The sequence below is a fragment of the Hymenobacter sp. GOD-10R genome (assembly GCF_035609205.1).
Taxonomy (GTDB): Bacteria; Bacteroidota; Bacteroidia; order Cytophagales; family Hymenobacteraceae; genus Hymenobacter.
The window spans coordinates 5,860,155-5,874,146 of sequence record NZ_CP141184.1 but is presented as its reverse complement, the minus strand read 5'-3'; the positions used below and the strand labels follow the sequence as shown (position 1 = coordinate 5,874,146).

The 13,992-nt window shown below is 55.3% G+C and carries 11 protein-coding genes; 1 reads left to right on the top strand and 10 read right to left on the bottom strand.

What is annotated here, in order from left to right; all coding sequences use genetic code 11:
• Window positions 1-25: 25 nt before the first annotated feature.
• The gene (locus SD425_RS23440; protein ID WP_324672871.1) at window positions 26-1,069 is read right to left on the bottom strand and encodes a bifunctional oligoribonuclease/PAP phosphatase NrnA; all 1,044 of its coding nucleotides are present in this window, start codon (window positions 1,067-1,069) and stop codon (window positions 26-28) included.
• 259 nt (window positions 1,070-1,328) lie between these two features.
• Between SD425_RS23440 and SD425_RS23435 the strand changes: the two genes are divergently transcribed.
• Complete coding sequence (locus SD425_RS23435) at window positions 1,329-1,748, top strand: nucleoside-diphosphate kinase (protein WP_086594475.1); 420 nt, start codon at window positions 1,329-1,331, stop codon at window positions 1,746-1,748.
• Window positions 1,749-1,936: 188 nt separating this feature from the next.
• On the opposite strand, the gene SD425_RS23430 is transcribed toward SD425_RS23435, so the two are convergent.
• From SD425_RS23430 to SD425_RS23390, 9 genes are all read right to left on the bottom strand, one after another.
• Window positions 1,937-3,232, bottom strand: a complete 1,296-nt coding sequence (locus SD425_RS23430) for an NCS2 family permease (RefSeq protein WP_324672868.1) — start codon at window positions 3,230-3,232, stop codon at window positions 1,937-1,939.
• Between the two features lie 65 nt (window positions 3,233-3,297).
• Complete coding sequence (locus SD425_RS23425) at window positions 3,298-6,591, bottom strand: TonB-dependent receptor (protein WP_324672866.1); 3,294 nt, start codon at window positions 6,589-6,591, stop codon at window positions 3,298-3,300.
• A 97-nt stretch (window positions 6,592-6,688) separates the two neighbouring features.
• On the bottom strand, window positions 6,689-7,771 hold the full coding sequence (locus SD425_RS23420; protein WP_324672864.1) for a purine nucleoside permease: 1,083 nt from the start codon (window positions 7,769-7,771) through the stop codon (window positions 6,689-6,691).
• A gap of 49 nt (window positions 7,772-7,820) precedes the next feature.
• Window positions 7,821-9,371 (bottom strand): hypothetical protein, encoded by a 1,551-nt coding sequence (locus SD425_RS23415; RefSeq protein WP_324672862.1) that lies wholly within the window; start codon window positions 9,369-9,371, stop codon window positions 7,821-7,823.
• Between the two features lie 461 nt (window positions 9,372-9,832).
• Window positions 9,833-11,119, bottom strand: coding sequence for a nucleoside permease (locus SD425_RS23410; RefSeq protein ID WP_324672860.1), 1,287 nt, complete (start codon window positions 11,117-11,119; stop codon window positions 9,833-9,835).
• 274 nt (window positions 11,120-11,393) lie between these two features.
• Window positions 11,394-11,999 (bottom strand): superoxide dismutase, encoded by a 606-nt coding sequence (locus SD425_RS23405; protein ID WP_324672858.1) that lies wholly within the window; start codon window positions 11,997-11,999, stop codon window positions 11,394-11,396.
• Between the two features lie 134 nt (window positions 12,000-12,133).
• Window positions 12,134-12,580: a nucleoside deaminase gene (locus SD425_RS23400; protein ID WP_324672856.1), complete on the bottom strand. Its 447-nt coding sequence runs from the start codon at window positions 12,578-12,580 to the stop codon at window positions 12,134-12,136.
• Between the two features lie 94 nt (window positions 12,581-12,674).
• A complete protein-coding gene (locus tag SD425_RS23395) occupies window positions 12,675-13,244 on the bottom strand; it encodes a hypothetical protein (RefSeq protein WP_324672854.1) in 570 nt (189 codons plus the stop codon).
• Window positions 13,245-13,421: 177 nt separating this feature from the next.
• A complete protein-coding gene (locus SD425_RS23390; RefSeq protein WP_324672852.1) occupies window positions 13,422-13,889 on the bottom strand; it encodes a hypothetical protein in 468 nt (155 codons plus the stop codon).
• Window positions 13,890-13,992 lie beyond the last annotated feature (103 nt).

Here is a 13,992-nt window from a genome sequence, read left to right as displayed (position 1 = left end):
AGATGATAAGGGAATTGGGGGCAAGTTACGCCGTCGGCGGCGCAACCGCCAAGGGGGCCGTCACGAGACGGGTTTGGTACTCAGGAAGAAGGTCTAAGAAGCGCTGTACCGTCACGTCGAGCGGGTCGTAGCTGATGCCACCGGAGGCATTGTGGTGGCCACCGCCGTTGAAGTGCTTGCGCGCAAACTCGTTCACCGAGAAGTCACCCACCGAACGGAAGGAAATCTTAACGGCCGATCCGCGGTCAATTAAAATAGCAGCGAATACCACACCCTCAATGCTGAGCGCAAAATTTACGAGTCCTTCGGTATCACCCGTTTTCGATTGGTACCGGCGCAGCTCATCCTGGGTGATGGCAATGTAGGCCGTGTTGTACTCGGGCAGCACCGTGAGCTTATCCTTCAGCACGAAACCTAGGAAGCGCAGGCGCATCTCGGAGTGTGAGTCGTAGATGCGGCGGTGTACGGAGCTCAAATCGATGCCAGCGTCGAGGAGCTCGGCAATGATCAAGTGCACATTGCGCGAAGTGCTCGGGTGGCGGAACGAGCCCGTGTCGGTCATAATGCCGGCATACAGACACTCGCCAATGCCTACGTCGATGAGGCGCTGGTCGCCGAGGTCACGAATGACCTCAAACACGAGCTCTGCCGTAGCGGCGGCTTTGGGGTTGGAGAAATCTAGGTCGGCAAACTGCTCCGGCTCTAGGTGGTGGTCGATGAGCACCTTCGTCCCACGCGCGGCACGGATGTACTCGCCCATCTCGTTGATGCGACCTAGGCAGCTGAAGTCGAGGCAGAAAATGACCTCGGCTCGGCTGATGATGTCGCGCACCTGGGCGTCGTTTTGCTGTGCTTCGTAGATAATCACCTCGTCGTTACCGGGCATCCACTCAAGGAAGCTAGGGTAGTCAGAAGGCGTCACTACGGTCACGTGGTGCCCTTTTTTGCGGAGATACCCCGCCATGGCTAACGACGAACCCAAGGCATCAGCGTCGGGCTTGTGGTGCGTGGTGATGAAGATTTGCCGGGGCTGCGCAAGCAGCTCCTTCAAGTCGGTGATAGTGGACATTGCCTACTAATAGGTGGCTGAAAGTCGGGAGTTTACGCCGGAGCAAGGCGGCAAAAATCGGAAATATTACTGGGTTCAACAAAAGAAGGTGAAATTTGGTGCGGTAAGATGCAACTGAGTTAGGAGTTTGCACGTATTGCCGCGCCCTTTTTCACCAAGCTCTTATCCAATTGCGCAATAAGACTACTTTTGCGCCCAAAGAAGGACAAAATCCTTTTTACCTCTCACCTCACTCAGTTACTTATTCACCCCATTTATCATGGCAACGAATCGCACGTTCACGATGATTAAGCCCGACGCCGTACAGGAAAACCACATTGGTGGCATCCTGCACATGATCGAAGAAGGCGGCTTCCGCATCGTTTCGCTTAAGAAAGTACGCCTGACGCCCGAGCGCGCCGGTAAGTTTTACGAAGTTCATAAGGAGCGTCCTTTCTACAACGACCTTGTGAAATACATGTCGTCGGGCCCCATCGTCGCTGCTATCCTAGAGAAGGATAACGCCGTGGCCGACTTCCGTACGCTGATTGGGGCTACCAACCCGGCGCAGGCTGCTGAAGGCACCATCCGGAAGAAGTACGCCAAGAGCATCGAGGCTAACGCCGTGCATGGTTCTGACTCCGACGAAAACGCGCAAATCGAAGGCGACTTCTACTTCAGCGCTGACGAGCAGTTCTAATTCTGTTGCTCGCTGTTAGCTATTCGCTATTAAGTAGCCCTTTAGCGTAATTAGCAGCTGAATTCAAGTTAAAAACCCGCTTTGCAGCGTGCAAGGCGGGTTTTTTGTATACTAAGTTTATGCTGTTTTTATACTCAGAATAAACTTAGATTGTGCTTATACCTAGGTAAGCAGCTGTTTCTCTGGTCTTAGAGCAGCAAGCTAATAAGGGAAAGCGCCATAATCACGTACAGCACGCCACTTATTTCGCGCGGCCGAAATAAGAGCAATCGGATGAGACCCCAGGAAAGAAATCCGCAGGCCATACCGGTAGCAATGGAGAAGCTGAAAGGCATCATCAGGATAGTGAAGAGTGCCGGAATATACTCCTCAAACTTGCTGAAATCGAGGTGTCGGATTTGACTGATCATGAGCAAGCCGACAATGACCAGCGAAGGCGCCGTAGCGTAAGCGGGCACTATGCTGATGAGCGGAATAATAGCCAGAGAGCCTAGGAAGAGCAGACTCGTAACTACTGCCGTGAGCCCCGTACGACCACCCGCTGCAATACCCGTAGCCGATTCGATGTAGGCGGTGCTAGGCGAGGTACCAAGCAAACTGCTGACGATGGCCGCCACCGCATCAATGTTCAGCATGCGGCTGAGACGCTCAATCTTGCCATTTGCCTGCACTAGCTTTGCCTCGCTGGCACAAGCAACCAAGGTGCCCAGCGAGTCGAACAGGTTGATGTAGAACAAGGCAAACACGGGCCCGAGCAAGCTCCAGCGCAAAGCACCTAGCACATCAAGTTTGAACGCAACTGGCGCCACCCGCACGCCCGACGTAAAGATGCCTTCCGGTGGCGCTACCAGACCAGCTAAGGCGGCCACGATGGTAGCTAGCACAATGCCCAGCAGAATCGCGCCCTTCACGTTGCGGATTAGCAAAGCTAGGGTCACGAACAGCCCACCCACGCTAATGACTACAGAGGGCGTAAACTTGCCGAGCATCACCAGCGTGTTGGGGTTAGCCACGACCACGCCCATGTTGCGCAGCCCGATGAACAGCAAGAACATGCCGATGCCCACCGGAATAGCCGTGACGATGGAAGGCGGAATGGCTTGCACCAGCTTTTCGCGGGCACCAATGAGGCTGAGCACTAGGAACAGCACGCCGGCCCAAAATCCAATGCCTAGCGCCACTGGCCACGGAATGTGGTTGGTAAGCACGAGCGTATAAGTGAAAAACGCACTCATACCTAGCCCTGGGGCCACAGCTATCGGTACATTGGCACCTAGGCCCATCAGCGCCGTAGACAATGCCGTGACCAAGCACGTAACGGCGATGAGCGCCTGCTTATCCATGCCGGCGGCACCCAGGGTAGTGGGCACCACAAACACGATATAGGCCATCGTGAGATACGTGGTGAGGCCAGCCACTACCTCGGTTCGGATGGTGGTTTGGTGGTGTTGAAGCTGAAAGAGCTTTTCGAGTTGGGTCTGCATCAGGGCGGAAGCTAGCTAAAAAGGAAAAAGCCGCCACGCTAGGCATGACGGCTTTTTTCGGGGGCTTAGTTGAAAATGTAGCGGATACCGAGCTGCGCCGTCCAGACGTCGCTGGCTACCGAGGGCGTCTGGCTCAGGGTAGCCGAGTTCTGGTAGGTAGTGGTGAGCAGGCTTTGGTTGGCGCCCGTACCTAGGGTTGCCATGCGGTATTGCGGTACGCCGGCCGTATTGGTGCCGGCCGCAATCAGCGGCGAGCGGTTGATGTAGAAATCACCCACGCCCCAGTTGTGGTTGAGCAGGTTGCCCACGTTGAACACGTCGGCGCGGAGCTGTAGCGTGTTGCGCTTTTTGCCGACGTTCACGAAAAACTCTTGCACCAAGCTCAAATCAGCGCGGGCGACCCAGGGCATCAGCACGCCGTTGCGCTCCGTGTACTGCCCGCGGTGATCTTTCAGGTACTTGTCCTGGTTGATGTACGCATCAAAAGCAGCAGCCTGTTGGGCGGCAGTGAATAACGTCGTAGTGCTGCTACCTGAACCAGTCGTAATGGGCAGGAAGGTCAGGTCGCTGGCCGAATTTGGTACAAAAAGAAGGTCGTTGCCGGTGAAGCTGTCGCCGTTCTGGTCGCCGCTGTAGGTGTAGCTGAAGCGGCCCTGGTTGCGAGCTTCGTAGAATAGCGAGATTTGCGTGGCGCCGAAGTTGCCGTACTCTTTGCGGTACGATACCGAGCCAATAACGCGGTGACGCAGGTCATTGTCGGAGTAGGAGAGGCTAGGATAGTTGCCGCCATTCACGGAGTAGATGCCGCCGTACGTACCCGAGGCCGTCGTGCCTGCCGACATCAAGTCTTTCGCGTGACCATAGTTGTAGGCTGCCCGCACAAACAAGCCGTTGGAGAACGGGCGCTCCAGTTGAGCCGTCAAGCTGTAAGAAGAGCCCTTGCTGGTATTGGTCAGGTAGTAGTTCTGCGTGATCGTCGAATTCAAGCGGTTGGCCGCGGCCGAGCCAGGGTAGCGCAACCGCGTGTCCGGTCCGGCGAAGTTGCCCAGCGGGTCGGCCTGGTTGATGTTCACATAGCGAATCGCGTTGATGTTCTTGTTATAAATGAACTCCAAGGTCCCGATGATGCCCGCGAACAACGTCTTGTCGATAGCTAGGTTGCTCTTCCACACCTGCGGAAAGCGGAAATCCCGGTCGGTGATGTTCAGCTGGTACGTGGGGGGCAGCGTCGGATTGGCGGGGTAGTTGGCCGCAATGTTGGGGCTAAATGGAATGGCCGTCGTATTCGTCACGTCGGTCGTGCCGAGCAGCACACCGTTCTGGCCGATCTGGTTGCCGATCCACACGAAAGCCGGGCGACCGGTGAAGATGCCCGTACCGCCGCGCACTTGCAGCGTTTTGTTGTTGAGCACATCCCAGTTGAAGCCAACGCGCGGCGACCAGAGCGGCCTAGCTTTCGGCATTTCATCAGTCCGCGCTTTTAGCTGTTTGCCGTTTTCATCCCTGAAGGTTAGCTCGGAAGCTGCTTGGTTCAATAGACCCGTCTTGTCAAAGAAAGGCACGTCGGCCCGGATACCTAGGGTCACGCTCACGTTGGGCTTGGGCAGCCAGTTATCTTGGAAGTACAGACCCGTGTAGGTCACTTTCGTGCGCGAGGTTGGCAGTGCGTTGCCGGGCAGCGCCGAGTACTGCTGCTGATAGCGCACCAAGTTCACGGGGGAAACAGGCGAGCCGGCGAGGCCTGCGTTAGCTGCCGCGTAGAAGTCCGACAGCGAGCTATAGGTGTACACGCCCACGCCATTTTGCACGAAGGTGTTGTTGTAGCTCAGGCGCTCCAGGTTGTAGCCGGCCGTCAGCGTGTGGTTGCCGGCGTAGTACGAGAGATTATCCTGCAACTGCAGCGTCGAATACGTCAGCAGGTTGTTGTAAGTGAAGGGGTCGAAGCCAAACGAGAGGTAGGTAGTGCCAGCGCTCTGAATGTCCACTAGCGGGAAGGCGTTGCCTTGGTCACGGTTCTCGTTCTGGTAGGTGTAGCCTAGGATCAGGTTGTTGGAGAGTTTCGAGGTGAAGCTAGAGTTCAACTCCCCAATCACTGACTGAATTTTCTCCAGCTGCACGTAGTTCGAGTTCTGGAACGTCAGTGAGTTCAGGTTGCCGCGCCGTGCGCCACTCACAAAGCTACCCGTGTTGATCGGCACATCCTGCCGCGCGTTCAGCATGTTGTAGCGAATGCTCGCCCGGTGCTTGTCGCTGATGTTGTAGTCGAGCTTAGCCAGCAGCTTGTCGCTGCGGCGCTCTAGGTTGTAGTCCTGGTAAGCGCCGGTCTCGTAGCCGAAGTTGGTGCGCAGATAGTTGCTGATGGCATCGAGGTCAGAAGCTAGCACGCGGGTGGTGTTGCCCGCCACCGTCTCGCCGCCTTGGTTGGCGCGGTATTGTGTAGCCGGGTCAACGCGACGCTCTAGTTCGCCATTCACGAAGAAGAACAGCTTGTCTTTGATGATCGGGCCACCGAGGCGGAAGCCTGCCTGCTTGTTGGAGAAATTATTGACGGTGAGCTTTGTGTTCTTGGCCCGGTCGCCTACTAGCTTGTCTCCCTGAATGTTATAAAACACCGAGCCCGAAAACTCGTTGGTGCCGCTACGGGTCACCGCATTCACGCCCGCGCCTACAAAGCCGCTTTGGCGCACGTCGTAGGGGGCTACGTTCACCTGAATCTGCTCGATGGCATCGAGGCTGATGGGCGTGGCGTTGGCGCGGCCGCCGGGCTGCCCAGCTAGGCCAAAGCTGCTGTTCAGGATGGAGCCGTCGACGGTGATGTTGTTCAAGCGGTTATCCTGGCCGCCAAAGCTTTGCCCGTTAGCTTGGGGCGTGAGGCGCGTGAAATCGGTGAGGGAGCGGCTCAGCGTGGGCAGCGAGTTGATGGCTTCGCGCGTGATGTTGGTGGCCGCGCCCGTCCTATCCGAGCTGAACACGCCGTTCTTGTTGCCCGTCACCACTACCTCTTGCAGCGCACTCGACTGATCGGAGAGGTTAAAGCTGAAGGTGCCCGCCGTGCCTAGCGCTAGCTGGATGTTGTCGAGTACTTTGGTTTCGTAGCCAACGTAGCTCACCGTGATGGTGTAAGGCCCACCCACGCGCATGTTGGGCAGGTTGTAGCGGCCATCGGAGTTAGTAGCCGTGCCGTACTTGGTGCCGGAAGGCGTGTGAACAGCTACGACGCTAGCTCCGGGCAAGGACTGCCCCTTGGTGTCCTTGACGATGCCCGTCATGGAGGACGTGGTGACGCCCTGTGCCCAGCCCACGTGGTGGACCAGCGTGCACAGCGCCAGCAGTAAAATTCGTAAGTACAAGCTTCGCATGGCTTTGGTAAATAGGTTGAGGGTTCATGGGAGCTGGGAATTTTACTTAAGTAGAAAGAGCGCGGAGGGGGAGGCGTTAAGGGAGGGGAGAAGGAGGTTAGTTGCCGGGAATTTTGTCTTTGAAGGTGTTCCAGTTACTCACAAGGTTGTTCACTACTTTTTCGCCGGTCATGTAAGCCGACTCCAGCGACGGGAGGTAGGCCGAGTAGCCTTTGTCTTGCCCATGTTCTTCGTTGGCTAGGCTCTGAATGGCCGTGATGCCCGGGTGCTGCATCGTGAAGTTGCTCGCCGTGCGGAGCACCAAGTAGCGCTGAAAGTCTACTTTGCCCGCCTTAGCTAGGAACTCCAGCGACTGCCCCGTGCCGGTGTCTTCCATGGCCGAAGTCACGAAGTTGCCTTTGCCTTGGGTCCAGTACTTCACCCAGTCATTGGCCCAATCGTTGGCGTACTGGCCGTGCCAGTAGGTCATGGCCGCTAGGTGGTCGCCCATCATTACTTTGGGTGGCTGCTGGGCGGTGGGGTAATTAGTGTAGGCCATGCGCATCTCCCGAATTTTATCGTTGTCGGGCAGCTTCAGGTCTTTGGTCAGATCATAAGCCCAGTGCACCAAACCGGAGTTGAGATGCATGGCATTGTTGTACTCACCAGCGCGAGCGGGTTCCTGGTACGGCTTGGTTTTACTTAACGGGATGTAGCCTGTCGTCCATTCTTTCGGCATTTCGCGCGGGTCGATTTCGTGAGCTAGGTCGCCATCTACTAGCCACTCCGACCACACCGCCGAGCCTGTGCTACCATCAGCCGGGTCGATGCCGGCAATGCCTGCCACCATCCAATACGCATGCGAAAGGTCGAAACGCGGGTCTAGGCCCAGCGCCATAATAGAAGCCGCCGACCTGGCTGTGCCCATGCCTGTGCAAATGCCGAGCACTTGCTTCTCGGGGTTGTAGCGCAGGTTGCGGTAGCCTTGCGGAAAGGCAATGGTTTCCTTCAGGGGTAGGCGCTCCACCCAATATTGAAATTCTCCGGGTGTGTCGCCGGTGTCTTCACCGCGCTCAAACATGGTGATAATCACCACGCGGACAGGAATGGGCTTCGCCACCTTGCTCTTCGAAGCAGGCGTTTGAGCAGAAGTAGTAAGGGTAGCGAAGAGTAGAAGAAAGAGCGGAAAAAGTTTTCTCATGCAGGGGCTGGTATAGGTGTAAAGTGCTGTGGCTGGGTGTTCCGGCTACTTATTTGCTTTGAAGGGCTACTTCTTGGTTGATTTTTGCCACAAAAGCCGTCCATTTCTGCTGCCAAGCGGCTAAGGCCTGTTTCTTTTCGGCAGCGCTCAAGTAGCTGTACTCAATGCCATTAAGGGCTAGCTTTTTTAAGTCGCGCAGGTCGAGCTCCCAGGCGAGCAGGATGGACCAGTAATCGGGGGTGACGCTCACGTAGTCAAAAATCTCGGGATCATCGGGGCTGATGGAAATCTGGATGCCGTGCTTGATCCAGGCGTGCGCCGGGTGCATGCGCAAGTCGCCGATGTAGTTCAGAATCTGGTTGCTAAGCGGACTCACCTCGATGCAGATGTCATTTTTGCGCACTAAATCTTCAGCCGCCGGAAAGAAGGACAAGTTGAAGCCGTGCCCGATGCGGGTGCTGTTCAGAAGGGCGGCGTCGTACAAGTTATTGGTGTGTTGCCAGGCACTTTCTCCGTCGTGCAGGCACAAGGGCATGTCGATGCCGTAAATGCGCTTCAGCGAATCACGGGTAAACCAAGCTTCGCGGAAGAAATCGGTCGTGTGGCCCGCATCTTCGTGCGCTACTAAGTCGTAGGCCACCACCGAGCTAGGATAGCGCTTGCGCAGCTCGAAGGCTTTGCGCAAATCAGCTTTGATAATATCAAGCGAACGAAACCGCGTGTTGGTATAAATCAGCTTGAAGGTAAAAGCTGGGCCGCTCCTAGCTCGGGTATGCTGCGCCGCCTGTTGGAAGTACCGAATGATGGAGTCGGCGGGGAAGGAGCCGGCGGGGTGCTGCAAGTCGTACAGACTGCCGTTCAGCGAAGTACGCAGCTCCACGTGCTGCACGCCATCAGCCGCCAGCGAATCGAAGGTAGCTGTGTACAAATCCTTGAATATGGGCTGGTAGCTCGTGAAGCCACCTAGCCGCTGAAAGCAGCGCTCAAACTCCCGCCACACGTCCACTGAGTCCTGGCTTTCCGCTGCATCGAAGGTGAGCAAGTCGTGGAGCTGCTGGGGAAAGTTGCGCACTGTGTCGTTCAGCGCTTTCGCTGGGTAGAAGCCCGCTGGCACTTCCCGTGGCCGAAAAAAGTAGATCTGGCCTTTGACGTACTGCTGATTATCGGGCTGCCAGTACACGTAGCACTGCGGTTCCTGCAAGGCACGTTGCACAATCCACCAGGAGCTGCCGCCCGCATTGGGGTGCAAGTGGTGAATGCCCCCCTTTGGCATCTTGCGCAGCAGCTGAAACAGCTTCGTGGCGTACATGTGCTGGCGCGCCCGATAGAAATTTCGTCCCGGCGGGAAATAGTGCGTGGAATCGTAATGCCCGAGCAACTGCTGTCGCAAGAAAATGATCCTTCGGTTGGCCTGTTGCTCCTCCTTCGACAAGACAATAGCGGCATTAAACGCCCGGGCGCTATCAGCGGCCAAAAAGGCCCGGCGCTGCACCTCATACGCCGCCGAATTGACGCTAGGGCGATACACTTGCGCGGAAGCCGTGCTATCGGTTCGGGGCGAGTTACTGGTTGTGCAGCCAGCTAGCATGGTCAGGCACAAAAGCCAAGCTAGGCACCAATAGCTCCTAAAAAAGACAACTCGTCTGCCAACTAGCTCGTCCGAGGAACCTAGGTAAGCAGGGTACTTATTGCCAACTTTCGTGTAACAAATGGTGTCCAATCTTAACTGCATTCAGTGGTTCAACAACAACTAACACAATAGCAGATAGATGAATCAGTTTGAAATCGGTAACCTAATAAGCCAGCAACCTAAGGACGAAAGGGCGTAAAAGCAAAAATTATATACCTAATGATAAAAATGACTGTCAATATGTAGGGTATTTTGTCCTTAACTGTACAGTTTAGATAGAATGTGCCTTTAAAAAGATATATGTTTTAGGAATAGGGGCAATTCTTGTAGATGCCGTATAGCGAAATAGCACCTGATACAAACGCCAACGGGCTGCTTGGAAACAAGCAGCCCGTTGGCGTTTGTATCAGACGTGTAATCCTCTTGCGCAGCTAAGCTTCGCTGGTAGAAAGCAGCGGTTCAGTTTGCGGATCTTCGACGGCTTGCGGATTGTGTTTGTGTCTGAACAGAACAACGAACAACACGGCAATAACTAAGGCGTAAGCTGCAAACGTTAGCCAGATGCTAGGCCAGTCCTTGCTCTGGTCGGTGGGGTTGGTGAAGTACTCCTGAATCACCCAGCCGCTCACGGAGCTACCGAGTACTGCGCCAAAGCCATTGGTCATCATCATAAACAGCCCCTGAGCGCTGGCGCGAATAGATGATGTAGTCTGGGTTTCGACGAACAGGGAGCCGGAAATGTTGAAGAAGTCGAACGCCATGCCGTACACAATGCACGAGAGGATAATCATCCACAGGCCCGTGCCGGGGTTGCCGTAGGCTAGCAGACCAAAGCGCAACACCCAGGCAATCATGCTGAACAGCATTACCTGCTTGATGCCAAAGCGCCGTAAGAAGAACGGAATGGCTAGGATGAACAGCGTTTCGGAGATCTGCGAGATGGACATGATCATAGCCGGATGCTGCACCGCGAAGGTTTCCTGGTAGGCCGGAATCTTGTCGAAATCGTGCAGGAAGGTGTCGCCGTACGCGTTGGTGAGCTGCAACGCCGCACCCAGCAGCATCGCAAACAGGAAGAAGGTCAGCATCTTTGGGTCGCGCAGCAGCGCAAACGACTTCAGGCCTAGGGTATCGACCAACGAACGGCTAGGCGTTCCTTTGGACAGCGGTGGGCACTTAGGCAAAGTAAACGCATAGAGACCTAGGATAACGGCCGCAATAGCTGCCACGTAAAATTGGTTACCCGATTTTTCGAAGCCTAGCAAGCTCACCGTCCACATAGCCGCAATGAAGCCAATGGTGCCCCACACCCGAATGGGCGGGTAATCCTTGACTACGTCGAGGCCTTCGCGCTTCAGTACCGAATAGGACACGGCAATGGACAGTGACAGCGTGGGCATGTAGAAGAACATGTTCAGCAGCATCACCACGAACATGGTTTCGGGCGAGGCCACGGAGGGCACGATAGCCAGCATCACGCCGCCCAGCAGGTGCAGAATGCCGTAAAGTTTTTCGGCATTAATGTACTTGTCAGCCAGAATGCCCATGAGCGACGGCATCACGATAGAGGCCAGTCCCATGGTGGAGAAGATGAGCCCGAACTTCGCCCCCGACCACTGCTTGGTCTGGAACCAGTACGCCCCAATGGTTATCAGCCACGAACCCCAGATAAAGAACTGTAGGAAGCTCAGGATGGTAAGACGCAACTTGGTGTTCATGCAAGGGCAGTTTGAAAATGAATGAAATTAGGCTCCTAAAGATACTAAGGATTCTTGTGGAAGCAGGACCAACAGCGGTCAGGGCTAGGTAGCAAAAAGGAGTGAGTAAAACAGACCCGCGCCGTAATTTTCGGTACGTGTGAGCTGCTTACCATCCATTGACCTAGCTCTAAGAAACAACATTCTGCTTCGACTAAGCAGCGCACCAACAAAAAGGCTTCTCCGCGAATGCGAAGAAGCCTTTTCAAAAAGCTAGAAAGCTAGCTTCAGTAATTTAGATGGCAGCGAAGCGCTTGTTTACTTCGTCCCAGTTGATGGCGTTGTAGAACGCGCCGATGTAGTCGGGGCGCTTGTTCTGATACTTCAGGTAGTACGCGTGCTCCCATACGTCGAGGCCGAGTACAGGTACGCCTTTGCAGCCCGAATCAGGCATCAGCGGGTTGTCCTGGTTTGGAGTCGAGCAGATTTGCAGCGAGCCATCAGGCTGCTTGCAAAGCCACGCCCAGCCCGAGCCGAAGCGCGTAGTGGCGGCCTTCGTGAATTCTTCCTTGAACTTATCGTAGCTACCGAACGACTGGGTAATAGCCTCGCCGATAGCGCCAGTGGGTTCGCCACCACCGTTCGGACCTAGGATGGTCCAGAACAGCGAGTGATTCCAGTGACCACCGCCGTTGTTGCGCACCGCAGCGGGCGCTTTGGCGATGTTGTGCAGGATTTCTTCCAGCGACTGGTTCTCCATTTCCGTGCCCTGAATAGCATTGTTCAGGTTGGTCACGTACGCCTGGTGGTGCTTCGTGTGGTGGATTTCCATGGTCTGCGCATCGATGTACGGTTCGATGGCGTCGTAGGCGTAAGGCAGCTGGGGCAGTTCGAAAGCCATAGTCAGAGGATTAAGTGGATTAGTGAGATGGTAACGTGGTGAGTTAGGAGATAACAAGCTTTGGGGCCTGTGGGTTACGCCCGCGGGCCAATTAGCTCGCTAGACCACTCGCCGTTTCGCCGCTAAAAGTAGAGTTATTTCCGTCTTTGGGCGAAAAACTGTTGCATCAATTCCGCACTTTCGGCGGCTAGGATGCCCGTGGCTAGCTCAGTGCGCGGATGCAGTAGGTTGCCGTGCCGCCGATAGCCGCGCTTCTCCTCGTGCGCACCATACACCACGCGCTTCACCTGTGCCCAGGCGCTGGCCCCCGCGCACATCACGCAAGGCTCGATGGTGACGTACAGCGTACAATCCGATAAGTATTTGTTGCCCACATGGTTTGCGGCGGCTGTGAGGGCTAGCATCTCGGCGTGGGCCGTCACGTCGCGCAGCTTTTCGGTCTGGTTATACGCACGGGCAATAATCTGCCGCTCTAGCACGACCACAGCCCCAATCGGAATTTCTTCCTCCGCTAACGCATAGCGAGCTTGCTTCAGCGCCTCTCGCATGTAGTGCTCATCGCTGTATAAAGAAAGAGTCATAAAAGAGTAACTGAGTGGCTAAGTAACTGAGCGACTGAGTAACTACAGGAAAGTCGTTCAACGATCCACTCAGTTACTCAGCCCTTCAGTCACTTTATTTCATAGAAATGCTCTCCATCACGGCGCGGGCGGTGGGCTGCCATTGGGGCTGCTCTTCGGCGGGCGCGTTGAAGGTGAATACATAGAGTTGGTCGCCTTGAATGGCGTACTGAATGAATTGGTAGCGGCGAATCGGGGCTAGGTTGGCGTTGCGCCGCGTGTCGTTCAGGCTCGATACGAATTCTAGCGTCACGAAGTCGCGCTTGTTGATGGTCCGGATGTCTTCGGTCAGGAACTCCACCTTCGAATATGTATTCTGAATGCTGGCCTTGTAGATTTTGAGCAGCAAGGCGTAGTCGTGGCTAGTGAAGGTGCTGGGCTTTTGGGCCACGCTCACATCCACGCGGCCACTCGGATTTGAGAAAACGGCTAGTGGCTTACGCGGGGACGGATATTTAGCGGCAATACCATCGTCGGGCAGGGCGGCGAAGCCCTCGGGAACACCTAGCGTAATGTTTTTGCCAACCGGCGTTTTCTTCAACTTCGGCGCAGGTGCAACGAAGGCAACAAGCGTGAATAGCACCAGCAACGGTGCCAACCGCAAAAAGGAAAAAGGAATTTTCATACGACAAAGTAAAGAGCTAGCAGCAATGTAGGAACGCGCTGCAGCGCGTTATCGCGTGCGTAATGGCTCCGCGGCCATCCCAACATCGCTAACGCCAAACGTGCTACGGCGCGTTCCTATAAAAAAACCTCCGCGGCACGAAGCCGCGGAGGTTTCCAATAAACAGTCAGGAAAGCCCTAACGGCGCTTCTTGCTTGCCGCTGGTTTCGAAGGATACTTCACGCGAACCTGTTTCCAGTACACGTAATTGCCCGTTTTGGCTTCGACCAGGTACGTGCCGGCCGGAATCCGACCTAGGTCAACGGGCTGGCCCGTGTTGTTCTTCGGATCAAGAGCAGTCGTGTACACGGGCGCGTTCTTGTAATTAGTCATTACCAGCGTACCCGGCTGGGTGAATTGCTGCGTGAAGCTCAGCATAATCGTTTGAGAGCTAGGATCGGGGTACACATCAATGCCCGAAAGGGTTTCAACGCGCTTGATAGGTCCGTCGAATACAACAGGCTCGGCACCGCTCGACTTCGACTTGATAACGGCGCCCGTAGCAGCAGATTTAGATTTGGTTTTAACCTTCGTCGGGGTCTGCGCGTGAGCTGCCGATAGCGTGAGGAAAGCAGCGGCGCAGCCGAAAAGAACAATGCGTTTCATGTAAAAACTAAGGAGGAGATTAAAACGGAGTGTGTTCTTGAAAAGGCACACTCCGTACCAAAATGCAGGAAGCGTACGCAAAAAACGGTGGTATGCCTTCACA

Coding starts and splice junctions, on each gene's coding strand:
- SD425_RS23400 (WP_324672856.1), bottom strand. CDS start 12,580: ATGACTCTTTCTTTATACAGCGATGAGCACTACATGCGAGAGGCGCTG.
- SD425_RS23390 (WP_324672852.1), bottom strand. CDS start 13,889: ATGAAACGCATTGTTCTTTTCGGCTGCGCCGCTGCTTTCCTCACGCTA.
- SD425_RS23405 (WP_324672858.1), bottom strand. CDS start 11,999: ATGGCTTTCGAACTGCCCCAGCTGCCTTACGCCTACGACGCCATCGAA.
- SD425_RS23440 (WP_324672871.1), bottom strand. CDS start 1,069: ATGTCCACTATCACCGACTTGAAGGAGCTGCTTGCGCAGCCCCGGCAA.
- SD425_RS23435 (WP_086594475.1), top strand. CDS start 1,329: ATGGCAACGAATCGCACGTTCACGATGATTAAGCCCGACGCCGTACAG.
- SD425_RS23425 (WP_324672866.1), bottom strand. CDS start 6,591: ATGCGAAGCTTGTACTTACGAATTTTACTGCTGGCGCTGTGCACGCTG.
- SD425_RS23410 (WP_324672860.1), bottom strand. CDS start 11,119: ATGAACACCAAGTTGCGTCTTACCATCCTGAGCTTCCTACAGTTCTTT.
- SD425_RS23420 (WP_324672864.1), bottom strand. CDS start 7,771: ATGAGAAAACTTTTTCCGCTCTTTCTTCTACTCTTCGCTACCCTTACT.
- SD425_RS23430 (WP_324672868.1), bottom strand. CDS start 3,232: ATGCAGACCCAACTCGAAAAGCTCTTTCAGCTTCAACACCACCAAACC.
- SD425_RS23395 (WP_324672854.1), bottom strand. CDS start 13,244: ATGAAAATTCCTTTTTCCTTTTTGCGGTTGGCACCGTTGCTGGTGCTA.